At 57.2% G+C, this 24,814-nt stretch carries 22 protein-coding genes; 14 read left to right on the top strand and 8 right to left on the bottom strand.

The window, feature by feature from the left end:
- Nucleotides 1–136: 136 nt before the first annotated feature.
- Together groL and DWB63_RS07240 are read left to right on the top strand one after the other, a co-directional pair.
- Nucleotides 137–1,723, top strand: a complete 1,587-nt coding sequence (gene groL, locus DWB63_RS07245) for a chaperonin GroEL (protein WP_128328153.1) — start codon at nucleotides 137–139, stop codon at nucleotides 1,721–1,723.
- Nucleotides 1,724–1,826: 103 nt separating this feature from the next.
- A complete protein-coding gene (locus DWB63_RS07240; protein WP_128328152.1) occupies nucleotides 1,827–2,384 on the top strand; it encodes a hypothetical protein in 558 nt (185 codons plus the stop codon).
- A gap of 15 nt (nucleotides 2,385–2,399) precedes the next feature.
- Here DWB63_RS07240 and DWB63_RS07235 read toward each other — a convergent pair whose 3' ends face one another.
- Nucleotides 2,400–4,460 carry a methyl-accepting chemotaxis protein gene (locus tag DWB63_RS07235; RefSeq protein ID WP_241648711.1) on the bottom strand — a complete coding sequence of 687 codons (2,061 nt, stop codon included), beginning with the start codon at nucleotides 4,458–4,460 and terminating at the stop codon, nucleotides 2,400–2,402.
- Between the two features lie 305 nt (nucleotides 4,461–4,765).
- Here DWB63_RS07235 and DWB63_RS07230 point away from each other — a divergent pair, with 305 nt between their 5' ends.
- The 4 genes from DWB63_RS07230 to DWB63_RS07215 all read left to right on the top strand — a co-directional run bounded on the left by DWB63_RS07230 (nucleotide 4,766) and on the right by DWB63_RS07215 (nucleotide 7,775).
- Nucleotides 4,766–6,067 carry a right-handed parallel beta-helix repeat-containing protein gene (locus DWB63_RS07230; protein ID WP_128328151.1) on the top strand — a complete coding sequence of 434 codons (1,302 nt, stop codon included), beginning with the start codon at nucleotides 4,766–4,768 and terminating at the stop codon, nucleotides 6,065–6,067.
- A 123-nt stretch (nucleotides 6,068–6,190) separates the two neighbouring features.
- On the top strand, nucleotides 6,191–6,625 hold the full coding sequence (locus tag DWB63_RS07225; protein ID WP_128328150.1) for a MarR family transcriptional regulator: 435 nt from the start codon (nucleotides 6,191–6,193) through the stop codon (nucleotides 6,623–6,625).
- Between the two features lie 131 nt (nucleotides 6,626–6,756).
- Entirely contained in the window at nucleotides 6,757–7,338 is a 582-nt protein-coding gene (locus tag DWB63_RS07220; protein ID WP_128328149.1) for a flavin reductase family protein, read from the top strand.
- 155 nt (nucleotides 7,339–7,493) lie between these two features.
- Nucleotides 7,494–7,775 (top strand): DUF2325 domain-containing protein, encoded by a 282-nt coding sequence (locus DWB63_RS07215; protein ID WP_128328148.1) that lies wholly within the window; start codon nucleotides 7,494–7,496, stop codon nucleotides 7,773–7,775.
- Here the strand turns inward: DWB63_RS07215 and DWB63_RS07210 are convergent.
- The 3 genes from DWB63_RS07210 to DWB63_RS07200 form a co-directional block, all read right to left on the bottom strand.
- Nucleotides 7,772–8,731, bottom strand: coding sequence for a chemotaxis protein (locus DWB63_RS07210; RefSeq protein WP_128328147.1), 960 nt, complete (start codon nucleotides 8,729–8,731; stop codon nucleotides 7,772–7,774). The genes DWB63_RS07215 and DWB63_RS07210 overlap by 4 nt on opposite strands.
- 169 nt (nucleotides 8,732–8,900) lie before the next feature.
- Complete coding sequence (locus DWB63_RS07205; protein ID WP_128328146.1) at nucleotides 8,901–9,992, bottom strand: N-acetylneuraminate synthase family protein; 1,092 nt, start codon at nucleotides 9,990–9,992, stop codon at nucleotides 8,901–8,903.
- Nucleotide 9,993: 1 nt separating this feature from the next.
- Nucleotides 9,994–10,641: a winged helix-turn-helix transcriptional regulator gene (locus DWB63_RS07200; protein WP_128328145.1), complete on the bottom strand. Its 648-nt coding sequence runs from the start codon at nucleotides 10,639–10,641 to the stop codon at nucleotides 9,994–9,996.
- Nucleotides 10,642–11,155: 514 nt separating this feature from the next.
- Here DWB63_RS07200 and DWB63_RS07195 point away from each other — a divergent pair.
- The 7 genes from DWB63_RS07195 to DWB63_RS07165 all read left to right on the top strand — a co-directional run bounded on the left by DWB63_RS07195 (nucleotide 11,156) and on the right by DWB63_RS07165 (nucleotide 18,902).
- Nucleotides 11,156–12,895 (top strand): long-chain fatty acid--CoA ligase, encoded by a 1,740-nt coding sequence (locus DWB63_RS07195; protein WP_128328144.1) that lies wholly within the window; start codon nucleotides 11,156–11,158, stop codon nucleotides 12,893–12,895.
- 454 nt (nucleotides 12,896–13,349) lie between these two features.
- Nucleotides 13,350–14,492, top strand: a complete 1,143-nt coding sequence (locus DWB63_RS07190) for an ABC transporter substrate-binding protein (protein WP_164879819.1) — start codon at nucleotides 13,350–13,352, stop codon at nucleotides 14,490–14,492.
- A gap of 123 nt (nucleotides 14,493–14,615) precedes the next feature.
- On the top strand, nucleotides 14,616–15,527 hold the full coding sequence (locus DWB63_RS07185) for a branched-chain amino acid ABC transporter permease (protein WP_128328142.1): 912 nt from the start codon (nucleotides 14,616–14,618) through the stop codon (nucleotides 15,525–15,527).
- Nucleotides 15,528–15,542: 15 nt separating this feature from the next.
- Nucleotides 15,543–16,613 (top strand): branched-chain amino acid ABC transporter permease, encoded by a 1,071-nt coding sequence (locus tag DWB63_RS07180; RefSeq protein ID WP_128328141.1) that lies wholly within the window; start codon nucleotides 15,543–15,545, stop codon nucleotides 16,611–16,613.
- Nucleotides 16,614–16,622: 9 nt separating this feature from the next.
- On the top strand, nucleotides 16,623–17,390 hold the full coding sequence (locus DWB63_RS07175; protein WP_128328140.1) for an ABC transporter ATP-binding protein: 768 nt from the start codon (nucleotides 16,623–16,625) through the stop codon (nucleotides 17,388–17,390).
- Nucleotides 17,387–18,124, top strand: a complete 738-nt coding sequence (locus DWB63_RS07170; protein WP_128328139.1) for an ABC transporter ATP-binding protein — start codon at nucleotides 17,387–17,389, stop codon at nucleotides 18,122–18,124. The genes DWB63_RS07175 and DWB63_RS07170 overlap by 4 nt, the downstream gene beginning before the upstream one ends.
- A 169-nt stretch (nucleotides 18,125–18,293) precedes the next feature.
- Nucleotides 18,294–18,902: a hypothetical protein gene (locus DWB63_RS07165; protein WP_128328138.1), complete on the top strand. Its 609-nt coding sequence runs from the start codon at nucleotides 18,294–18,296 to the stop codon at nucleotides 18,900–18,902.
- A 164-nt stretch (nucleotides 18,903–19,066) separates the two neighbouring features.
- Here DWB63_RS07165 and DWB63_RS07160 read toward each other — a convergent pair whose 3' ends face one another.
- Nucleotides 19,067–19,561, bottom strand: coding sequence for a peptidylprolyl isomerase (locus tag DWB63_RS07160; protein WP_128328137.1), 495 nt, complete (start codon nucleotides 19,559–19,561; stop codon nucleotides 19,067–19,069).
- Between the two features lie 128 nt (nucleotides 19,562–19,689).
- Between DWB63_RS07160 and DWB63_RS07155 the strand changes: the two genes are divergently transcribed.
- The gene (locus DWB63_RS07155) at nucleotides 19,690–21,699 is read left to right on the top strand and encodes a glycosyltransferase family 41 protein (protein WP_128328136.1); all 2,010 of its coding nucleotides are present in this window, start codon (nucleotides 19,690–19,692) and stop codon (nucleotides 21,697–21,699) included.
- 99 nt (nucleotides 21,700–21,798) lie between these two features.
- On the opposite strand, the gene DWB63_RS07150 is transcribed toward DWB63_RS07155, so the two are convergent.
- The 3 genes from DWB63_RS07150 to DWB63_RS07140 form a co-directional block, all read right to left on the bottom strand.
- Nucleotides 21,799–22,131 carry a hypothetical protein gene (locus DWB63_RS07150; RefSeq protein ID WP_164879807.1) on the bottom strand — a complete coding sequence of 111 codons (333 nt, stop codon included), beginning with the start codon at nucleotides 22,129–22,131 and terminating at the stop codon, nucleotides 21,799–21,801.
- Nucleotides 22,132–22,163: 32 nt separating this feature from the next.
- Nucleotides 22,164–23,294, bottom strand: coding sequence for a DegT/DnrJ/EryC1/StrS family aminotransferase (locus DWB63_RS07145; protein WP_128328134.1), 1,131 nt, complete (start codon nucleotides 23,292–23,294; stop codon nucleotides 22,164–22,166).
- Between the two features lie 79 nt (nucleotides 23,295–23,373).
- The gene (locus tag DWB63_RS07140) at nucleotides 23,374–24,765 is read right to left on the bottom strand and encodes a cobyrinate a,c-diamide synthase (RefSeq protein WP_128328133.1); all 1,392 of its coding nucleotides are present in this window, start codon (nucleotides 24,763–24,765) and stop codon (nucleotides 23,374–23,376) included.
- Nucleotides 24,766–24,814: the final 49 nt, after the last annotated feature.

Raw genomic sequence — 24,814 nt, 5'->3', positions numbered from 1 at the left:
GATTCCGACCTGCCGCGCAGAAGAATCTGCACTTTGGCCTTGAGTCCTTCCCTCGCCCGGCATCCGGCTTTTCGAGCAGTTTTGTACCGGTTGAAGAACACAAAAGATTGAACCTGAATTTATAGGATTGAGCACAATGGCAAAAGCAATTGATTACACAGCGGTCGCCCGCGAGGGCATGCAGAGAGGCGTCAACATCCTGGCCAACGCCGTCAAGGTCACTCTCGGCCCCAAGGGGCGCAACGTCATGCTGGAAAAGACCTGGGGCGCTCCTCAGGTTACCAAGGACGGCGTAACCGTTGCCGAAAAGATCGACCTGGAAGACAAACTGGAGAACATGGGCGCACAGATGGTCAAGGAAGTCGCCTCCAAGACCAACGAGATCGCCGGTGACGGCACCACCACCGCCACCATCCTGGCCCAGATCATCTTCAACGAGGGCGTGAAGCTGCTGGCCGCCGGCCGCAATCCCATGTCCATCAAGCGCGGCATCGACATGGCAGTAGCCGCAGTGGTCGAAGAACTGGATGCCATGGCCAAGCCGGTCAAGAAGAGCTCCGAAATCGCCCAGGTCGGTGCCATCTCCGCCAACAACGACATCACCATCGGCGACATCCTGGCCCAGGCCGTGGAAAAAGTCGGCGACAACGGCGTCATCACCGTTGAGGAATCCCAGGGCCTGACCACCGAACTGGACGTGGTCGAGGGCATGCAGTGGGACAACGGCTATCTCTCCCCTTATTTCATCAACAACCAGGAAAACCAGAGCGCCACGTACGAAAACCCGTTCATCCTGGTTTCCGAAAACAAGATTTCCAGCATCAAACCGCTGGTCCCCATCCTGGAGGCCGTGGCCAAGGCAGGCCGTCCGTTGCTCATCATAGCCGAGACCGTTGAGAACGACGCCCTGGCCGGTTTGACCATCAACGCCATGCGCGGCGCCCTCAAGGTCTGCGCGGTCAAGGCCCCCGGCTTCGGCGACCGCCGCAAGGACATGGTCCGCGACATCGCCATCATGACCGGCGCCACCCCGGTTTCCGAAGACACCGCCGTGACCCTGGAGTCCATCAAGCCGCAGGATTTCGGTACCGCCAAAAAAGTGGTGGTGGACAAGAACAACACCCTGATCGTGGACGGCGCCGGTGACAAGAAGGCCATCAAGCTGCGTTGCGAAGAGATCGCCAACATGGCCAAGAACGCCACCAGCGACTACGACCGCGAGAAGCTCCAGGAACGTCTGGCCAAGATGGTCGGCGGCGTGGCCGTGATCAAGGTCGGCGCGCCCACCGAGATCGAGATGAAAGAACGCAAGGACCGCGTGGAAGATGCGCTCAACGCCACCCGCGCAGCCGTTGACGAAGGTATCGTCCCCGGCGGCGGCACCGCCCTGGTGCGTGCCGGAAAGGCCCTCAAGGCCCTCAAGGGTGCCAACGACACCGAGCAGGCAGGCATTGACATCATCATCCGCGCCATTGAAGAGCCGCTCAAGCAGATCGCCAACAACTGCGGCCTTGAAGGCACCGTCATCGTGGAAAAGGTCAAGGAACTGAAGGGCAACAACGGCTTCAACGCAGCCACCGGCGAATATACCAACCTGGTCACCGCCGGAGTCATCGACCCCAAGAAAGTCACCCGCATCGCCTTGCAGAACGCCGCGTCCGTGTCCAGCATGTTGCTGACCACCGAATGCGCCATCTCCGAGGCTGTGGCGGAAACCGAGTAACACCGTTTTCCGAACCGACCGATATTCAAGGCCGGGCGCTCACGCGCCCGGCCTTTATTCTTTCCCGGTTGTCCTCGGCAGAGCAAAACGCTAGGATTCGTTCATGTCGTTCTTCTCCAAACTGGTCCGGCCCTGTCGCAAAGGCGAAAAGAATTTCCAACGCGGCCGTGCGGCCGAACAGCGCAGCGACTTTGTCAAGGCCAAGCAATACTTCACAGAAGGTGCGGCCGCCTTTGACGAACACCTGGCAGAGATAAACGCCAAAAACGAACGCCCCAGACCTTCCCACATGGTCATGGCGGGTATCTGCTACACCCGCACAGGTCGGTATGCCGATGCCCTGCGCATCCTCGACGACTGCATCGAGGCAAAGGACATCCCGGACGCCTTCCTGAACGCGGGCTATGCAGCGGCCAAGTCGGGCCAGGCGGAACGGGCCGTTGCCTACTGGCGGGACTACCCTGCTTGGGCCGGTCAACGAATAATCGCAGGCGTGCTCAAGGAGCTGGTTCGGGCCATCCGTTCCAGCGACTCGCCTGACCTTCAGGGAGCGTGCGAGGCCGTTGCCAACGCCGTGTTCGAACAGGACAAGGCCAACGCCCGCGACCGGAAGTTTCGCGAGAACGGCAAAACCACCTCCGAATTCAGACAGGGATACTGACCCTCTGCCCAGCGGTTATTGCTCGTATTCGACACCACCCCCCGGCAGTTCCAGTTGCCGCGCCTTCTTGTAGGCCAAGGCAGGATCATCACCTACCTGAAAATAGCGCATGGCCGTCTGAAGCGCAGCAGCCTGGCTGGCCAGTTCCTCCGCAGTGGAGGCCATTTCTTCCGAAGCCATGGAGTTCTGCTGGATGACAGCGTCGAACTGCTCCATGGCCTTCTCTATCTGACTGACCCCGTGGTTCTGCTCGGCGCACACCTCGGCAACCCCCCTGATCAACTCTGCGGTCTTGGCAATCTCCGGCGTCAATTTGGCAAACAGCTCTCCGGTCTGCTCGGCCACATCGACACTGGACACGGACAGGGTGCTGATCTCCTGGGCGGTCTGCCCGCTGCGTTCGGCCAACTTGCGGACCTCGGCGGCCACCACTGCGAATCCCTTGCCCTGCTCCCCGGCGCGGGCCGCCTCAATGGCGGCATTGAGTGCCAGCAAATTGGTTTGGCGGGCGATCTCCTCAATGAAGGACACCTTGTCGGCAATCTCGCGCATGGCAACCACGGTCTTGCGCACGGATTCCTCGCCGGACATGATGGCCTTGTTGCTCGAATCGGCGATCCGGCTCGTCTCCTCGGCATTGTCCGCGTTCTTGCGGATGGAACGTACGATCTCGACCAGGGATGCCGAAACCTCCTCGATGGATGCGGCCTGTTCGATGGTCGACTGGGAAAGGGTTTCCGACGAGGAGGAAAGCTCCTCGCTGCCTGCGGCCACATTGTCGGTAGCCCGCTGGACCTCGGTAACCACGCCCCTGAGGTTGCCGGCCATATCCTTCATGGATTTGAGGATGCCCCGCTCCTGATTCCCGTTGCCTGAGCTGGCAATGGTCAGGTCTCCATCCGAGACCCGAGCAGCTATGCCTGCGATGTCCACCGGCTCTCCGCCGATGGTGTTGGTCACGGACTTGGAACCGAACACCCCGGCGACCACACCCACCAGGGCGAGCGCCACGGATATGACCAGGACAATGAGCACCATGGAAGCGATGGTCTGGTCCAGGGCGGCCTTCTTGGCTGCGACCGCCTCATCAATACCATCGATGTAGACACCCATGCCGACGACCCATCCCCATGGCTCGAAAAGCTTCACGAATGAAAGCTTGGGAAAATCACCGTCCTTGCCGGGCTTGCCCCAATAATAGGAGACATAGCCCTGACTCTCCGCCTTGACCACCGAGACCATTTCCTGGAAGAGCCGCTTGCCCCGGCTGTCCTGCATTTCACCCACACTCTGCCCGTCGAGGTCGGGCTTGATGGGGTGCATGACCATCTTCAAGTCGAGATCGTTGATCCAGAAATAGTTGCCATCCGTCAAACGCATCTTGCCCACCTGCTGCAGGGCCTCGGCCTTCATCTCGGCCGTGATGTCCTCGATCCACGCCCCGGTGCCGACGATCCATCCGGCTTCGGGCAGGAAACGCACATAGGAGACCTTGAGCTTGGCTTCTTCCTCACCGGGCTTGGGCCACCAGTAGTCCACAATGCCCTCGCCCTGGCCCCTGGCAACCTCCGTCATGGAAGCAATAATCCTTTTGCCATTGATATCCTTGAGCTGGCTCATATCCTTGCCCATCATTGTTTCACTGGGATGTGCCAGGATCATGTTTTCAAGATTCTGCACCCATACATAATTGGCCCCATCGTACCGTGCAGGGATGACTATTTGAGCCAACCCCCTGACAAGCTCGTCCGGTCCCATGGCGTTCTTGTTGCGGTTATAGTAATCCTCCACCTGCCCGTACACCGCGTCCACGATCCGCTTGAGATCTTCCTGCTTGGCTTTCTTCAGGGCCTCGACATCCATGGACCGGCTGTAATAACTGTCGATGGTGCCGGTTGCCATCTGAACGAAATCCTTGAGTTGCTGTTGCTCCTCGACCATCTTTTCCTTACGGAATGTCTCCATTTCAGATTCTGCGTAGCTGGTGATCTGTTGAATAAACAACCAGCAAAGCACCATGATGGCTGCTACCACCGTGGCTACCTGCATCAACGTCATCCTTGTCCTGAGCCTCATACCCCACTCCTCACTGTTAGGAGTAACAACAATCCGCCTCAATCGCCTGGGTCTAATAGTTACTATCATTATTACATCAGCAATCATGCTCTACGCAATACAATGCTGAAATCTATAATAGGGGGGCGTAATCCGGTGTCTTCATTCCCGTTTCAGAGCAGCCAAGTAGACAATCAAGGCCACACAGAACGCTCCTGAAAGGAGCACCATGCCCATCCATTGGCACGGATTGTCAATCTCCATCAAAACATGTACTATCAAAACAGTATCTTAACTACACAATCGACCGTTTATTCGGAGGCGCCATGCATCCCCTTTGTACTACCCTGATATTCATGCTCTTCCTCGCAGTCCCGGCCCATGCCGATCAGGTCGTGATCGGTACAGGCCAACCGGCCCAGGACGTGGACAATGTCCAGGCAGCCGTGGACAAGGGAGGCTCGGTACTGCTCAAGGGCAATTTCAACTTCGGCCCCGAGGGGCGGGTGAAACTCACCAAAAACGTGCGCATCCGGGGCGAAGCCGACGCCATAGGCGAACCCGAAACAACCATTACCGGCGGATTCTGGACCCTGTATTCTCCCCTGCCCTACGAAGGGGCACCGCCTGCAGACGATGGACCCATCATCGCCATCCAGGCCCTGCGCTTCGATGGGGCCAAAGGCACGCCGCTGCATTTTCCCTATGCTGGCGGCTTGGACGTGAGCGGCTGCACGGTGACGGACGTCATTCCGCAACTCGTGAACATCGAATGGTCCGGCGGCGACACCCTGCCCTTCCAGGCCGGGATCATCGTGGGCAACCGCATCGTCCACACCAGGGATCGATTGAAACGGGCTGTCACCGGAACCGTGCGCATAGCCGACAACCGGTTTCACATGATGAACAACAAACCTGATACCACCGCAGGATACGGCGTGCTCGTTGATTGGACCACCGGTGCTGACATCACCATCAAAAACAACATCATCAACCACACCTCGCGAAACGGCATCGAAGTCCTGGACAACATCCTCGGGAGCAAGGGGAACGGGACCATCAGCATCGCCGGAAACCGCATCACCACCGACGAGGAGGGCGTTGAATATCCGCACAAGTATGGTCCGAACGGAATCGTGGCCGGCTGGTATTTTGACACTTCCGGCGGAGCGGACTTCTCCCGCAACAACCGAATCGCCGTCACCGGCAACCGCATCGAAGGACGGGGCGAGGCCTCCACAGGCATCTTGCTCTATGCCAACGACATGGTAGTCGCCTGCAACGACCTGATCATGGGCGGCGGAGCCGAAGCGCGCGGCATCGTGCAGACCGGATCACGCGGGTTCTTCGCCAACAATCGGGTGCGGGGCGAAGCACGATATGCAGTCTATTGCCACCCCTTCGAGTCCCTGGTGGCCACGGCCAACACCTTTGCCTGGACCGACCTGAGCCTCTTCACCGGCATCCAGGGCCAGGTACTGCTCGGCGGCTCGGTCAACGTGGTGGTAGGCAAGATTTCTTCCCTCACGGACAAGGGCAAAGGCAACCGGACAGTGGAAACCCCGCCCTGCTCACTGCCCGAAGTCGACCCCGAAGGCGAATCATGGGAACCCGTGGACGCCCAGTAACCCGTCGGTCTCCCGGAATCGACCAGCCCGGACACACCAACTCGATTGCCCCATTCACTTCCCCTCTCCTTGACTTTCGCTCGAGGCCTCAATATATGTATGTGCATACATATAAGGATATCCATGCAAAACACATCGCTCTATCTTCAAAACTGTCTCTACTTTACAGCCAACGCCCTGGCCCGAAATATCACCAGAATGGCGGAGAGGGCGTTCAAGGACACGGACCTGTCCCCATCGCATGCCTTTGCCATCATGCTTGTGAACGAACTGCCCGGAATCACCATCAAGGAGTTGTCCGAACACCTGCACCTGGCTCATTCCACCATGGTAAGATTCACGGACAAACTTGTTTACCTGGACCTGGTCGAACGGAAACAAGACAAGCGGGTGGTCCGCGTCTACCCCACAGACAAGGCCCGAGAAATGCAGAAAGACATAAAAACGGCGTGGACACGGCTGCATGAGGATTACAGCAAGATTCTCGGCAGGGAGCAGGGGGACGAACTGACCAGGACTATTTTCAAAGCCAACCAGAGAATCGAAGATTTGGCTTAGCCACACCCGGAAGCACTGGACCCGGTTTTTTTCGAAAGGATGTATGTACATACACAACGCCCGGTCGAAAACGGTCGTCGGGTAAACGGGCTCCGGCAAAACAACCTTACTGTCAAAAAGGGAGAAACACCATGAACGGACGTATCAACATCGGCGACAACGCCTTTATCCTGCCCGAGCCTCAGACCATCCTGGGAACCATGCTCGACGGCAAACCCAACTTCATGGCCATGGCCTGGGTCACGAGGGTCAACTCCAAGCCGTGCCTCATGGGTATGGCCGTCAATAAGCGCCACGCCAGCCACAGGGCCATCCTGGCAACAGGCGAGTACTCCATCAACATCCCGTCCGTAGACATGGTCGCCGAGACCGACTACGTGGGACTGGCCTCAGGAAACCGGACCGACAAATCCGACCTGTTCGACGTCCACTTCGGGGAACTGGCGAACGCCCCGCTCATCCGGCAGTGCCCACTCTCCATGGAATTCCGCCTGCTCCAGCAGATGGAGTTAAGCAACGACACCCTGTTCGTCGGCGAGCTGGTGGCGGCCTGGACCGAGGAACAATTCCTGACCGACGGATATGTGGACATCAAAAAGGTCAAGCCCTTCACCCTGACCATGCCGGACAACCGCTTCTGGGCCGTGGGCGAACAGGTGGGCCGGGCCTGGCATGACGGGAAAAAGCTGCGCAATCTGCCAGATGCCGGGTAGGGGCTGCCCCATCCGTTCACTCCCCGGACCCTGCATGCCGTGAATCCGGCATCAGGAAAAAAAAGACCGCTCATATTATTCTGCGCTTGACACCCCTGACTGCTCTCTGTATTTATTGAAAACGATTTTCAATTTCAACAAAACAGGAGAATATCATGTGCGCAGCAATCATTGGCGGAATGGACCGGCTGAAAAAGGAATACCTGACTGAAGCCAAAAAAAATGGTATAAAGATCAAACACTTTACAGGAAAAGAACGGAAAATATCCAAGACGCTCGGCAATGTGGATTTCGTGGTCATGTTCACCAACAAGGTCTCCCACAAAGCCAGGACAGAAGTCCTTGATGCTGTCCGTGGCAAGGGCGTGCCTGTGTACATGCATCACTCATGTGGTCTGAGCACCCTGCGCAAGCAGCTTGAGGAAATGGCCGGCTAATCCACCGCATCTCCCCGATCCCAGCCCTTGATCAAATCAATGACCTTGCTCGTGAGGCCGTCGAATTCCGGTTTGGTCACCTGGGCATCGGCCATGACCGCCTTGCCCTTATGCAGGACGGACTTGGAGATGAGAGACGAGAACAGGGTCACTGGAAGCACCTTGAGAACAGGGTCTTCTTTTATGCGGCGGGTCAGGGTGTAGCCGTCCATCTGGGGCATCTCCACATCCGAAACCACCACATCCAGGTAGTCCAGTGGGCTTTTACCTTCTGACAGGGCCTGCGCTTTGATGGCTCCGAGCTTGGCCCAGGCCTCGGCTCCGTCTCCGACCACAGTGACCTCGAAATTGGCCGCCGTGAAATTCTTTTCGAGCAAGTGCCGCACCGAAGTGGAGTCGTCAGCGACAAGCGCCCTGTACCGCACATCCGAAACAAGACTGGTCAGATTGGTCTGGGTCTGACCCGATTCATCAAGATCGGCCAGGACCATCTCAAGATCGAGCATGATCACAAAGCGATCATTTATCTTGATGGTCCCGGTGATGCAATTAGTGTCCAGAGCGGAAAAATATTTGCACGGAGGCTCCACGTCAGCCCAGTTGACCCGATGGATCTGGGTTACGCCAGACACAAGGAACCCGGTGATCATGGCGTTGAACTCCGTCACGATGATCGGCTCGTTCACCTCATGGGTACGGGTGATATTCAGCCACACACTCAGGTCCACCACCGGAAGGATCAGGTCGCGCAAGGGGATGGTGCCAAGAAAACTCGGGTGAACGGCTGCTTCTGAACCTTCCAACCCCTCGGGGGCCTCCACCACTTCCAGAACCTTGGCGACATTGACACCGAAATAATGCGTCTCAACCCCCTTGGGGGTCTCTTCATTGATGAAAAATTCTATTATTTCGAGTTCATTTGTTCCCGTTTCCAGCAAGATATCCGTTTGGCTCATCCTTCCTCCTCCAGCTACGTGTGAGCACCTTCCGACATCAGTAGCACGCCGACCGCCAATAAATGAATGATTTTTTATACCTTTGCGCCTTTTCAGCTTGCCATGGTCTGATCACAAAAAAAAACACCGTGTCGCCACGGTGCTTTTTTTATCGACAAAATCATTAAAATCAAGACGATACGGCTCCGACGCATTCGGTTTCGGCCAGACTCAGTGCATCCCATTGGACCGGCTCCTCGTGCTTGACCGAACGGTTGAGCGCAACGCCGATGACCTCGTCCCAATGTACCGGGGAGACACCCACGCGCGGGCAACGGGTGGTCAGGTCGGCTTCGGTAAGGATATGGCCCGCCGGCAGGTCGCGCGAAAACACGATGCATTTTCTCAGCTTCTTGGCAGCGGCCTGTTCATCGGGAAAGACAACTTTGCCCTTGATCTGGAGCGCCTTCTCCACCTCACGGATCATGGTCACCATGCTGGCCAGTTCCTGCGGCTCCAAGGATGCCTGGTGATCGGTCCCCTTCAAGGTCTTGTCCAGAGTAAAATGACGCTCCACCACACACGCCCCCAGAGCGGCCGCAGCAACACTGGGACCGATGCCTTTCTCGTGTCCCGAATACCCCACGGGGAGACCGTAACGGTCGCGCAGGGCGTCCATGACCGGCAGGCCGATCTGTTCTTCCGGGCAGGGATAGGTGGAATTGCAATGCAGGAGTACTACGTCAGCGTGATAGGACTGAATTTCGGCCAGAGCCACATCAATGTCATCAAGACCGCTCATGCCCGTGGAAAGAATGATGGGAATCCCGGCGGCCGCATATTTACGGACCAAAGGCACATTGACCAGTTCAGCGGAACTGATTTTCAGCAGCTCCACGTCCAGGTCCAGGATTTGGGCCAGGCTCGGATCGTCCCAGGCCGAGGCAAAAAAGACCAGCCCGAGGGATTCACTGTACTCCTTGAGCTGCGCCATCTGCCCGATGGACAGTTCAAGGGCGTTGCGATGCTCCCCGTAAGTGGGCCCGAAGCTGTTGGGTCCGGTATAGGCAGCGGCCCTCCCCTCCCGGGTCAGCAGCGCGTCATTGTCCCGTTTCTGGAACTTGACGCCCTGCACGCCGGCGGCGGCGGCCTCATCGATCATCTGCTTGGCGATATCAAATTCGCCCTGATGATTGTTGCCGATTTCGGCGACCACGAAGCAGGGGTGTCCCTTGCCGATGGTAATGCCTGAACGAAGTGTGACGGACTGAATCTGTTTCATGTCAGAATCTCACAATTTGGAATCCGCGCTTTTCGGAATACGGCTTGAGCTGCTCAAATATCTCGCCCTGCTTGCCAAAGGAGGTGATGACCACGGCGTCGCAGTCCACCTGATCCAGAACATGTGGTGCGGAAACCACATGGCCATTGAAAATCTGCCCCTGTTTCTTGGTATCGTTGTCAAGAAGGATCATGACCTGGAACGGCGTGCCCCTGAGGGCGGAAAGCACCACTTCGCATGTCTCGGATGCCCCGAAAAGGGCCAGCCGGCGCTTGCCTTCCTTGTTCAGGTGCTTCAGCTTGTCGAGGACGAACTCCTTGATGGTGGAATAGAGGCGAACCGTTTCCGAGGAATAATCCGAAAACATCTTCCGCCTGGCCTGTTCGCCGCGTTCCGTGAGCGTATAGTGGTAGCTTTTGCCGTTAATGGGGAAAAACTCCACCAAGCCATCGCCCTGAAGCTGCTTGAGGTATTGGTTGACCATGGCTCCCGATAAATTCAACTGCCTCCCAAGTTCGAACTGGGAAGAACTGGAATCCCTGGAAAGGGCATCCAGAATGGCCAACACCCGGGTACTCTTGCTCGGTTTGAGGTAAAGCCCGTTGGTTATCAGCATCCCGGTCGCCACATTTTGAAATTGATCTGCCATGAGTTCTCTCAGTCATTCGTTCGGTCAATGATTCATCCATCTCAGTGGCGCTCAGCAGGGCCGAGTTTGTCACTCTAGACATGGGTCGCCACCCTGTCAACTTACCAGCCCCGCAGAGGTTTCCGGGCTTTGATCGGTTTCCGATCCCTTAACCGGCATCAAAACCAATCGTTGACATATTGAATAATCGGCTCTTCCGGCTTCCGACTTTAGCCGGAGGGCAATCATTTCCCCCATCGGGAAGTGAGATATGCAATGCAAAGAATCTGCCAAGGGGCTTTTACTTCTGTCGTCCATTTATTCAAATGGATATAACGCATTGATTAACATCATTTTATTTTTCCATCTTTTCATTCGCAACATGAACGAAATCCCCTTCTCAGGACCGCCAGGGCCATGCAGGCGTCAAAAGTCCGACCTCACCTGTTTCAAACACACCATATTGACCCCGTGACCGGCCTATTATACGGTCGCCGGGCATTTCGAATCGAAACCCACAGAGGACACCCTTTAAATGGATCAACTCGACCGCCCCTGGCTCAAGGCCTACGACCCTGACGTCCCGCCCACCCTGGATTACGACAAGATACCGCTGTTCAAATTCCTGGACCGAGCTGCGCACAAGTGGCCCAAGCGAAAGGCCATCGTCTTTAAAAACTGGTCGATCAACTATGCCAAGCTTAAGGTCCAGAGCGAAATTTTCGCGGCCAACCTCAAGGCTTCGGGCGTACGCAAAGGTGACAGGGTGGCATTGATGCTGCCCAACCTGCCCCAGACCATCATCGCCTTCTGGGGCGTACTACGGGCCGGCGCCATCGGGGTCATGACCAACCCCCTGTACATGGAGACCGAGATCATCCACCAGTTCAACGATGCCGGGGTGCGCTGCTGCATCACCCTGGACCTGCTCTGGCCCAAACTCTCCAAACTGCGCGAGTCCATTCCGGTGGAACGGTTCTACATCACCACCATCGGCGAAGGGCTGAAATTCCCCATGAACGCGCTCTACGCCCTTCAGGCCAAAAAGAACGGATCGTCCCCCAAGGTTCCCTATGACGGCAAGAACGTGCTGCCGTTCAAGCAACTGACAAAAGGCCGTGAAAAATACACGGACCAGAGGGTCGACGCTGAAGACACGGCCCTGCTGCAATACACCGGCGGCACCACGGGTGTGGCCAAGGGGTGTATCCTGACCCATTTCAACATCGGCGCGAACATGCAGCAATGCCACGCCATGATGCACACCCTGGGCAAGAAAAAGGAAACCTTTCTCGGCATCCTGCCCTATTTCCATATTTATGGTCTGACCACCTGCCTGGCCTGGCCCACCAGCCTGGGCGCGACCCTGGCTCCCTTCCCCCGCTACGTACCCCAGGACGTGCTCAAGGGTATCCAGAAACTCAAACCCACGGTTTTTCCGGGAGCGCCCTCCCTCTATATTTCCCTGCTCCAGCAAAAGGACATCGACAAATACGACCTCAAATCCATTGACGTATGCGTTTCCGGGTCCGCCCCCATGCCGGTGGAATACATGGAGCAATTCAAGGAACGGGCGGGCGGCACCCCCATCACCGAGGGATACGGTCTGACCGAAGCCTCGCCGGTCACGCATTTCAATCCGCTGGAAGGCGTCAGCAAATACGGCTCCATAGGCCTGCCGTTCCCGGATACGGACGCCAAGATCGTGGACATGGAAGTGGGCGGCGACCCCTTGCCTCCGGGCAAACGCGGCGAACTGGTGGTCCGCGGCCCCCAAATCATGAAGGGATATTTCAACCGCCCCGATGCCACGGCCGACGTACTCAGGAACGGCTGGCTCTACACGGGCGACATCGCCACCATGGATGAAGAGGGCTACTTCTACATCGTGGACCGCAAGAAAGACCTGATCATCTCCGGGGGCTACAACATCTACCCACGCGAAATCGACGAAGTCCTGCACTCCCACCCCAAGATCAAGGAGGCCGTGTCCGTGGGCATTCCCCACGCAGCGCGCGGCGAGATCGTCAAGGCCTTTGTGGTCGCCCAGGACGGGGAGGAGCTTTCCCCCAGCAACGTCATTTCCTTCTGCCGCGAAAAATTGGCAAGCTACAAGGTGCCCCGCCAGGTGGAGTTCCGGACGGAACTGCCCAAGACCATGGTGGGCAAGGTGCTCCGTCGCGCCCTGCGTGAAGAGGAAATAGCCAAGGGCAAAAGCAGGAACAGGAAACGCGCCGAAGCAAAGGCCACTGCCGACCAGACCGGCCAGGCGTGACACCTGCAGCAAAAAACAGAAAGGCGGCCAATTCCCATCCCGGAATTGGCCGCCTTTGCTTAATGACTGTGAGTAGCCATGCGGCACCGAGTACGTCCTGCTCGCGCCCATGGCTCAACCCTTTTTCTCCCATGAAAAACAGTACTGCGACTGGCCGTTCCGGCCGGACTCATCCGATTTCCCCTCAATTACAACGAGTATTATTTACATTTATGGCAAATGAAATTTTCTTTTAGAAAGATCAACATGACTATTTATGGCAATATGACCAATAAATACGCAATTTATTCAACCATACCACTGTTTTTGCAAAAATGTCGCACGGAAAAACTCTTTTACTCAGGTTCCATTTAATGTATGAAACAATCTTGTTTTATACCTTTGGTAATTCAAATTCCTATGAGAGGAGGAAATGATGAAAGGTTTTCTTAAATGTGTTGGCCTGCTGACCCTGATGTTGGTCTGCTGCGCCTTTCTGCTGGCCGGTTGCGGCGAAGACAAAGCCAATACCATTAAAATCGGTTTCAACCTGCCCCTGACCGGTGATATCCCGGAAGTTGGCGAAGGCTCCAAGAACGCTGCCGAGATGTACCTCAAGGACATCAACGACGCTGGCGGCCTGGAAGTCGGCGGCCAGAAGTACATGCTCGAATTCGTCTACATGGATAACGAATCCAAGGCCGAATCCGCCACCAACGTGGCCCTGAAGCTCATCGACCAGGAAAATGTCGTCGCCATTATCGGCCCCAACTCCTCCAAACAGGCCGTGCCCGCCGGCGGTACCTGCAACGACAACCACGTACCCATGATTTCTCCGTGGTCCACCAACCCGAACACCACCCTGGACCGCCCCTGGGTCTTCCGCGCAGCCTTCCTCGATCCTTTCCAGGGTCCGGTTGTCGCCGACTTCGCGGCCAAAAAATTTGACGCCAAGACCTCTGCCGTCCTCTTCGACGTGTCCAACGACTACTCCAAGGGATTGGCCGAAATCTTCAAGTCCTCCTGGGAAGCCAAAAACCTCGGCCCGGTCGTGGCTTTTGAGTCCCACGGCACCAAGGACCAGGATTTCTCCGCTCAGTTGACCACCATCATTGCAGCCAACCCGGACTTCATCTTTGTCCCGGACAACTACAATCAGGTTGCCCTGATCATCCAGCAGGCACGTGACCTCGGCTACACCGGTCCCTTCATGGGTTCCGACGCCTGGGGCACCCCTGACCTGATCAAGCTGTGCGGCGACGTGTGCTTCGGCAACTACTTCTCCACCCACTACGCCGCTGCCGGCGCCAAGGGTGCCACCAAGGTCTTCATTGATCGTTATGAAGCAGCCTACGGCGCCACCCCGGCCGACTACGCCGCCCTGACCTGGGATTCCATCGGCATCATGCTCGAAGCCATCAAGAACGCCGGCAAGGTCGTGTCCGACCCGGTCGAGATGCGCTCCCTGATCCGCGACGGCCTGTCTGCCATCAAGTCCTTTGACGGTATCACCGGTTCCTCCAAGTTCGACGCACAGGGCGATCCCATCAAGTGCGCCGTTGTCGTCAAGATCTCCGACAAGGGCGAATTCGTCTTTGAAGAGTCTGTTTGCCCGTAAGCAGTTGACGTACCGTGATTAATCGGGCGGGGGCCACAAGGCCCCCGCTCTTTTACTGAGAATACGGGCAGCTCATCCCGTACACTATGCTCAGGCCAAACATCTTTCTCGGGAAGTGGAAAAGTGGACTTCATAATTCAGAATATATTGAACGCCCTCCAGTGGGGAAGCTTCTATGCGCTCATCGCGCTTGGCTACACCCTGGTATACGGCGTGTTGCGGCTGATCAACTTCGCCCATGGAGACATCTTCATGGTCGGCGCATACATCGCGTTTTTCGTGGCCGGGTTCCTGCTCGGCCCAATGGTCGGGCTGTCGCCCCTGGTGACCTTCCTGCTCGCCGTGCCGCTGACCATGTTCCTGACCGCCTGCGTGGGCGTCACCCTGGAACGCGTTGCCTACCGGCCCCTGCGCCGCAAAGGCGCGCACCGGCTCTACGTAGTCATCACCGCGCTCATGTGCGGCCTGATCCTCGAATACTCCAACCTGGCCGTGCTCGGCGCCAGCCGGTTGAAGTTTCCCGAATTGGTGGAAAAAACCATCTGGAATCTCGGAGGCGTGACCATCACCAACCTCAAGGTGATCGTCATCGTTGCAGCCGTCGCGGTCTTCATCTTCCTGAATTTCATCGTTACCAAGACCAAGATCGGCATGGCCATGCGCGGCATCTCCTACGACAAGTTCGCCATCCCGCTCATGGGCATCCCCATTGACGCCATCATCGTATTCACGTTCGTCCTCGGTTCCGCCTTCGCCGGACTGGCCGGACTGCTCTTTGCCATGTCCTACCCGGTGCTTGAGCCGTTCATGGGCATGATCATCGGCTGGAAGGCTTTCATCGCGGCGGTCGTCGGGGGTATCGGCGACATCCGGGGCGCGTTCTACGGCGGATTCCTGCTCGGCTTCATCGAGGTCGGCGTGGTCACCGTGTTCCCGTCCACCTACCGCGACCTGTTCGCCTTCACGATCCTGCTCGTCATCCTCTGGATGAAACCTACCGGACTGTTCGGCATGCCGCAGTCCACCAAGATATAGTCGGGAGAATAGACAATGCAAAAATATTCTCTCAACTTCGTCATGGTGCTCAGCGCGGTGGTTCTGCTGCTCATGGCCCAGCAGGGCTACATCGGCAACTACATCCAGGCCGTGATCATGTACGTGGGCATCAACATCATCATGTCCACCTCGCTCAACCTGGTAAACGGCAACATGGGGGAATTCACCTGCGGCCACGCGGCCTTCATGTGCATGGGCGCCTATGTCTCGTCCATCCTGTCCGTGCTCTTCTTCGGCAAGACACTGGGCGACCCCATGCTTCCGGCCTCCATGGCCATCATGGTCTTCCCGGTCATTGTTCTGCTCGGTGGCGTGGTTGCTGCCCTGACCAGCGTCCTGGTAGCCGTTCCGGCATTCAAGACCCGCGACGACTACCTGGCCATCATCACCATCGCCGTGAACTACATGGTCATCTCGGCCATCGAGAACATGGATTTCGTCGGCGGCTCACGCGGCTTCCAGGGGATGAAGGACACGGTCTGGGCCATGCAGGGCACCCTGAAAGCCCCGTGGATGCTCTTCTGGGTGATCACTTTCACCGTGTTCACCATCTGGGTGATCCGGCGGTTCATCACCTCCACCTACGGCAAGGGCGTCAACGCCGTATGCCAGGATGAGACCGCAGCCGAGATCATGTCGGTCAACACCAACAAGATCAAGCTGGTCAACTTCATGATTTCCGCAGGCCTGGCCGGTTGCGCGGGCGGCCTGTTCGCCCACATCGTCGGCTACGTCAACCCGCAATCCTTCAACATCCTCAAATCCACCGAGGCCATGGTCATGGTCTATCTGGGCGGCATGGGCTCGCTTTCGGGCGCGGTCCTCTCCGCCATCGTGTTCACCGGCCTGCTTGAAGTCTTGCGCTCCCAAGCCCTCATGGACTTCCTGCTGGCCCCGGCCACCTTCATATTCCCGGACTGGGAACCGTCGGCCGGTGTCATCAAGTGGGTCATGATTCCCCTGCTCCTCGTCCTGATCATGCAGTTCAGGCCCGAAGGCATCATGGGCAACAAGGAGTTGTCGGACGTGTTCCCGAAACTCAAAAAATACTACACATTCAAATAGGAGGCCGTCATGTCACTGCTTAAAATAGACAGCCTCACCCAGCGCTTCGGAGGCCTCCAGGCCGTATCCGAATTCTCCGTGGACATGAAGGGCGGCGAGTTGATGGGACTGATCGGCCCCAACGGAGCGGGCAAGACCACCATCTTCAACCTCATCTCCGGCTTCTATCAGCCCACCGAAGGGACCATCCTCATGGACGGCAAACCGACCGCAGGGCTCAAGCCGCATCAGGTCACCTCCATGGGTATTGCGCGGACATTCCAGAACATCCGACTCTGGCACGACATGACCGTGCTGGACAACATACGCATTGCCCAGCACTACCGTCTGGGGTACTCGGTTCTGGATTCCATCCTCCGCGGCAAGAAATACCGCCAGCGCGAGGCGCGCATTCTGGAAATCGCCGAAGAGTTGCTCGAAGCCATGTCCCTGACCGAAGTGGCCAACGAGTTCCCCAAGAACCTGTCCTACGGACTGCAACGCCGTGTCGAGATCGCCAGGGCCATGTCCATCCGGCCCAAGCTCCTCCTGCTGGACGAACCTGCCGCCGGTTTGAACTCGTCGGACGTGGAAGGATTGATCAAGCTCATACGCTGGATACACGACAATTTCGACATCACCATCTTCATGATCGAGCACCAGATGAAGGTCGTCACCTCGCTGTGCCAGTGGATCAAGGTCATCGATTTCGGTGCCACCATCGCGGAGGGCACCTCCGAGGACATCCAGAACAACCCGGCCGTCATCAAGGCCTATCTTGGAGACGACAACATATGAATACTCCCCTTCTCGAAGTCGAAAACCTGTTTGTCAAATACGGCAACATCGAGGCCCTGCACGGCATCTCGTTCACGGTCAACGAAGGCGAAATCGTCACTCTTATCGGCGCCAACGGCGCAGGCAAGTCCACGACCCTCATGGCCGTGGCCCAACTGCCGCCGCCCGAGGCGCCCAAGATCGTCAAGGGTGACATCAAGTTTCGCGGCAAGTCCATCATGGGCATGGCCCCGGACAAGATCGTGGGCGATCTTCACCTGGCCCTGGTCCCCGAAGGCCGTCACATCTTCGGCAACCTGACCGTGGAAGAAAACCTCAAACTGGCCACCTATTCCCGAAAGGACGGCCAGGCTGACATCGACCGCGACTACAAGCGCGTATACACGCTCTTTCCCCGACTGGACGAACGCAAGAAACAGCGTTCCGAATCCCTGTCCGGCGGCGAGCAGCAGATGCTGGCCGTGGGCCGCGCGCTCATGTCCGGCTGCCGCTTCATCATGCTCGACGAGCCGTCCATGGGTCTGGCCCCGCTGCTCATGTACGACATGTTCCGCACCCTGAGGGAACTCAACGAGGAAGGCATGACCATCCTGCTCATCGAACAGAACGCCAATCTGGCACTCAAATTCGCCCACCGCGGCTATGTCATCGACACCGGTGAAATCGTGGCCCAGGGCCCCTGCGCACACTTGCGGGAAGATCCGGAAGTTAAAAAGGCGTATCTCGGCGGCTAGCCCGAAAAAAAGCCCCTCCCCCAAGGCCGGTCTTGACAGATCGGCCTTTTTTATCGCCAAAACCCCATCCCTGCATAACGAATGTCAAGACGCTCCTGGCACGGCTTATGCTATCTTTATAAACGGGTAAACATTTCCCTATAAGCCATATCAAAGCGGGAGTACGGCAATGACAACGCAATCCATCGGATCAAACCTCCTCTCAGGTACCTATACCCTGCTCAGGGCCGCAGTGGAGGAAAAACAACTCTACCAGAACGCGGCTGACCTCGATAAGAAGAACAGCAGCAGTTCTACCTTGAGCTCGGAAATACAGACATATCTGGCCAAAATCCCCAAGGGTGACGACAACAAGCTTTCCTTCCAGGATGTCGAGGACTACCGGGAGGAACTGGGGGACAAATGGGACGCGGCGGTCATGGCGGACCTCAAGGCACTGGGAGTGGACATCTCCCAGGAATTTGTCATGACCTATGATCCGGACACGGGCAAGGTCTCTGTGCCCGACAATACCAAGGGCAAGGAAATCATCGACAAATATTTCGAAGACAACCCGGACAAGGTTGAAGAATTTCAAACCATCATACAACTGGGCAAGCTGACCTCCACGGCATCCACCCAATTGTCCCAGGACAATCTGATGACCAGCATGCAGCAGCAATCCCTGGCCTGGTGGTACGCAGACAACACCGATCCGAGCAGTTGGTTCGACGGCGGCGGCCTGCTGTCCTTCGGCACGGGCAGCACCTCCTTCGCCGGCCTGAATCTCAAGGTGTAAGTCGACTTGCGAGAGTGGCGTATCTGCGCCGCTTCCGGCTCCGATTAGATTTCCATATGAAAAAACATTGAAAAAAGGCCCTGCTCCAAGTGCAGGGCCTTTCTTGTTCTTTCAGCCTAAAGGCTTTCAAGAGTGGTGCAGATGCACTGCTATTGGAAACAGGCTTACTCGACCACTGTCGCCTTGTTGATGAAGACGGGCTCGACAGGAACGTCGTCGTGGAACCCGTGACGGCCGGTGTCAACGCCTTTGATCTGGTCTACCACGTCTTTCCCTTCGACCACCTTGCCGAACACGGCGTAGCCCCAACCCTGGGGAGTTTCGGAAGAGAAGTTGAGAAAACCGTTGTCCTTTACGTTGATGAAGAACTGGGAAGAAGCGGAATGCGGGTCCATGGTGCGGGCCATGGCCAGGGTGTAGCAGTCATTCTTCAGGCCGTTGTTGGCTTCGTTCTTGATGGGCTCACGGGTCGCCTTTTCCTTCATGTCCTTGTCCATGCCGCCGCCCTGGACCATGAAATTGGAAATGACGCGATGAAAGATGAGGCCGTCGTAGAAGCCTTCCTCAACATATTGCTGAAAATTTTCTGCGGTCTTGGGGGCGTTCTCAAAATCGAGTTCGATGACGATATCGCCCATGCTGGTTTCCATTTTGATCATTTTTATGCTCCTTTGTGTCGACAAGCAGCCGACGTAATTTCATTCGGGACTCCCCCTTTACCAGAGGGAAGGACGACTGGCAAATCCGGCATTGCCCAGAACCAAGCTGTGGAGTAACGTGACTTGCCATGGATGCCCGCACCCTTTTATCACATGCTGTCCGCCACCATCAGGCAGGCTGCCCGGACAAGGCCATTCCCCTGTACAAAGAGGCGCTCGCCGCTGATCCGGGACTCGGGGATGCAGCCCTGTATCTCGGCCTGGCCCTGCAACAGACTGGTGCTTTCAGAGAGGCGCTCGCGGCATATCAAACGGCCGTGGACGCTGCGCCCGGCGACCCCGATGCCCTGAACGCAATGGGAGGCATACACTTCGAGCTGGGCGACATGGCCGAGGCAGAAAAAGCGCACCGCACGGCACTGGCCCTGAATCCCGAATCTCCCGACGGCCTGGCCGGACTGGGCAATGTTCACCTGGCCCTTGGAAAGACCACGGAGGCCGTCGCATGGTTCGAACAAGCCCTAATCCTGTCTCCCGACGCCCCGGACATCCTGTGCAACCTGGGGGTGGCCTTCAAGACCGCAGGCAAGCCCATCCGGGCCGTTGAAACACTGGAAAGGGCCGTGGCCACCAGCCCAGATTCTCCCGACATCCTCTACAATCTCGGCAATGCATGGCAGGCGCGGGGCGATATGGCATTGGCCAGGAAGCATTTCATGCTCGCCAGAAAACAGGCTCCCATGGCCGTGGCTCCCAGATGGGGCGAATGCTTCGGGCTGCTCGAAATGGACTATGCGTCGGAAAGTGATCTCGAAACGGCCCGAAAGAACTACGAACTCGGTTTGGCCGCACTGGACGCCTTCATCACCCTGGACACCCCGGAACAAATCCGCGAGGCCGCGACAGTGGTCGGGGCGAACCAACCTTTCTACCTGACATACCAGGGCAAAAACGACCGCGATTTGCAGGCGAAATACGGTGCGCTGGTCCACCGCATCATGGCCGCGGCCTACCCGCAGTTTGCCACGAATGATTTCCCCGAACGCAAACCCGGAAGGATACGGGTAGGCATGGCCACCGGGTTCATGTTCGAACATTCGGTCTGGAAGATTCCCACCCGAGGCTGGGCCAAACACCTGGACCGGGAACGGTTCGAGGTCTTCGGTTACTACACGGGTGTCAAGGAAGACCCCTGCACTGCGGAAGCAAGGGATATCTTCGACACCTTCCGCCAGGAACCGCACGATTTCCACGCCCTGTGCCGGTCCGTCAAGGAGGATCGCCTGGACGTGCTCATCTATCCCGACATCGGCATGGACCCCACCTGCGCCAAACTGGCCGGACTGAGGCTGGCCCCGGTGCAATGCGTTTCCCTGGGACACCCCATGACCACCGGCCTGCCCACCATGGACTACTTCCTGAGCAGCGAACTCATGGAACCGGAGGACGGGGATGCGGCCTACACCGAAACCCTGATCCGACTGCCCAACCTCTCGGTGCATTACCAACCGCTCAGACGGGAACTGCCCGATCTTGACCGCGCCCATTTCGGGTTGCCCGAAGACGCAATCCTCTACTTCTGTCCGCAGTCCCTGTTCAAATACCTGCCCCAGTTCGACCGCCTATTCCCGCTCATTGCCCAACAGGTGCCAAAAACGCGCTTCGTCTTCATCGAAAACGGACATGCGGACCGACTCAACCAACGGTTCCTGGCCCGGCTCGCACGCATCTTTTCCGAACACGGGATCAGGGCCGGAGACCATGTGATCATGCTCCCCTACCAGACCCCGGAGGCTTACCGCGCCCTGAACACGTTGTGCGACGTGTTCCTTGACTCCATCAAGTGGTCGGGATTCAACTCCACGGTGGAGGCTTGCCATGCCGGGCTGCCCGGAATCACCTGGCCACAGGGAATGATGCGCGGGCGGCACTCCCGCGCGGTCTACACCATGATGGGCATGGACGAATCCATTGCCGCATCCTTTGCCGATTATCTCGGTCTGGCCGTGCGCATGGGGACTGACGCAACCTTCAGACAGGCCATGCGCAGCAAGTTAGAGAAAAACCGCTCCCACATCTTTGGAGATGTGGAAGCGGTCCGGGGACTCGAAGCATTCATCGAAAAGGTCGTTGCCTAGAACAAGTTAGCTCTGAAAGAGTTGAGATGCTCTGATGCATATTGCCGGGATAACAGAATGATATCCCGGCATCGAATCTTGTTTCAACACGAGACTGCGCTAGGAATCCGGCAACTCCATCACCTCGCCCTTGACGGACGGCAGTGATCCAGGCCCTGATTCAGGGATGAAGAACATCCCCTCCGACTCATTGGCGACAACCCCGCCCGCCTTTCTGTATGCGGCCTCATCAACCTTGACGGAAAGCAACGAACCGAGCTTCATGATATTCTTCTCGATGACCAGTTCGGCATGCGGCTCCACGATCTCCGCCTGCTTGGCGGAGTTGGGATTTTCAGGCCGAAAGTTCACGGGCGGCGGGCCGTCCACCAGGGCGGTGACCAAATAGGCCAAAGCCACCCCGGCGGCCACGGGCTTAAGCGCCCGCACCATGCTCGACCAGCTTGTCAGGCCCATACGCCAGCCTAGCCCTTGATCACATTGACTATGGTTTCTTGATCCTCAGCCGTGAGATAGGGGTGCATGGGCAGGGCAAATATGCGGCTGGACACGTCCTCGGCAACCGGGAAATCCCCGACCGCATACCCCAGGTCCGCAAAAGCCTTCTGGAGATGCAGGGGCTTGGGATAGTAGATAACCGAGGGAATGGAAGCCTCGGACAACTTGCCCATGATTTCGGTGCGTTGTTCGGTATCCCGCGCCAGCACGCAGTATTGCGCCCAGACCGAGGTGCTCCCTTCGGGAACCGAAGGCGGTGTCAGGCCATCCACTTCGGACAAAAGCGCACTATACCGGTCGGCCACTTCCTGGCGCTTGAGTATTTCTTCGGGGAATATTTCGAACTTGGCCAACAGAATCGCTGCCTGGATGGAATCCATGCGAGCGGTAAGACCCAACCGGTCGTTGTCGTACTTGTGTTCCCCCATGCCGTGGACCCTGATGGACACCAGCAACTTTTTCAGGGCCTCGTTGTGCACGAAGACCATGCCGCCGTCACCGTAGCAGCCCAAAGGCTTTGCCGGGAAAAAGGACGTGCAGGCCACATCGCCCAGCGAGCAGACCGGTTTGCCCTTGTAGGTGGCCCCGAAAGACTGGGCTGCATCAACGATGAGGAACAGGCCGGAGTTATGGACCATCGGTTCGATGGAATCATAGTCCGCAGGCTGGCCGAAGATGTCGACGGCGATCACGCCCTTGGGGGTGAGTTCCTTACGGTTTTCCTTGATATCCCGAATCTTGCGTCTGAGATCATCGGCATCCAGGTTAAAGGACACCGGGTCGACATCCACGAACACGGGCGTGGCTCCGAGCAAAGCCACCACCTCGGCCGTGGCTATGAAGGTAAACGGCGTGGTGAAGATAGCGTCACCCGGCCCGACCTCCAAGGCCATGAGTGCCATGAGCAGGGCGTCCGTGCCGGAGGAGCAGCTCACGCCGAAACTCACGCCGCTGTAATTCGACAGTTTGGCTTCGATCTCATTGATTTCCGGGCCCATGACATAGGCACCGCGCTCAAGGACGCCGTCAATGCCTTTCCTGATACTGGATTCAACTTGCTTATACTGTGATTTCAAATCGATAAAAGGTATGCTCATTGTATTATCTCTCTTGATGTATTTGATTAAGTGAGCCAGGTCTCAGTCTTGCATGAAAGACCCCGCCCAGACAAGGGAATTACTGCTGCCCGGCCGTACGCCAGATTTGGGCAGCATGCACGAAATTTTCGGCCCAACCCGGTATGGCCAGTGCATGGATATGATTGTAGCCGGCCCAGGTATTCTTGTAAATGAAGCCGTCATGACCATGGGCGCTGCCCTGTCCGCGGACCATTTTCAACCCCCGATGCAACCGGGCAGCATTTTCGGAAACACACATGGAATAATGAAACTCGTGCCCCAAAAGACGTGCGCCCTTGGGGAAAAACACGGTATCTTCGACGACCACACCCTCGGTATAGCCCAATCCCTGGGGCCGGGGGCAGAATGACGTACCCAGTGGAAATATACCGGCCATGCGATGGGCGCTTCCGTCCATCTCCAGGGAATCACACAGCACCATGAAGCCGCCGCACTCGGCATAGATGGGCAAACCCGCTTCCGACAGGGAACGCAATTTGTCCAAGATACTCCTGTTGTCCGCAATGCGCTCGGCAAAGACCTCGGGGAACCCACCGCCCAGATAGAGGCCGTCGATCTCAGGCCACGGTTCATCCGACAAAATGCTCAACCGGACCAACTCGGCTCCGGCATGTTCCAGCGCTTCCAGGTTTTCCGGGTAGTAGAACCAGAGGGCTGCATCGTGCACATACCCTATGCGCACGGACTTTTCGGCAGCAAGGCCGGGAAAAATCGTTGGGGGGTTGGGACCAAAATCCGGGGCAGACCGAGCTACCTGCTCGACGGCATCGAGATCCAGCCACTCCTCGGCCATGTCCGCCAATGCATCGAGATGGGTAGATCCGTCGTACTCCTGATCGGACATCAGTCCCATGTGCCGCTCGGGTATGGGATTGTTACCGATCTTGGGAAGCATACCCAACACAGGGATATCAGTGTGGGCCTCCAGGGACTTTTGCAGCACCGAGCGATGCCGCTCTCCGGCCGTGCGGTTGAGAATGACGCCCGCCAGATTCAGGCCGGGTTCGAATGCGGCACACCCTTTGACTATGGCGGCCGTGGTCCGGGTCATCTTGGTGCAGTCGATGACCAGGATGACCGGTGCTTCGAGCATACGCGCCAACTCGGCGCTGGAACAGGTTCCATGCTCATCCATGCCGTCGAACAACCCCCGGTTGCCCTCAATGATGCTGATACCGGCACCAAGAGATTTATGGAAAAAGACAGAACGGATACCATCCCGGGTATGGAAAAACGGATCCAGGTTGGAACAGGGGCGGTCGGCAGCCAGGCCGAGCCACTGAGCGTCGATGTAATCAGGCCCCTTCTTGAACGGGGCAACGGTTTTACCTGCCCGACTGAAGGCACGCACAAGGGCCAGGGAAACTATGGTCTTTCCCGTGCCGCCGGACAAACCGGCAAGGAGTATGCGAGGAATGTAATTTTGCAAAATATCGATGCTGTTAAAAACTAAGAAAAGCCTTGCCCATCACCTGTAC

Origin of the sequence: Pseudodesulfovibrio sp. S3 (assembly GCF_004025585.1) — a bacterium.
Taxonomy (GTDB): Bacteria; Desulfobacterota; Desulfovibrionia; order Desulfovibrionales; family Desulfovibrionaceae; genus Pseudodesulfovibrio.
Note: the sequence above shows the minus strand (reverse complement) of the source record. Positions and strands in the feature narration are given on the sequence as shown.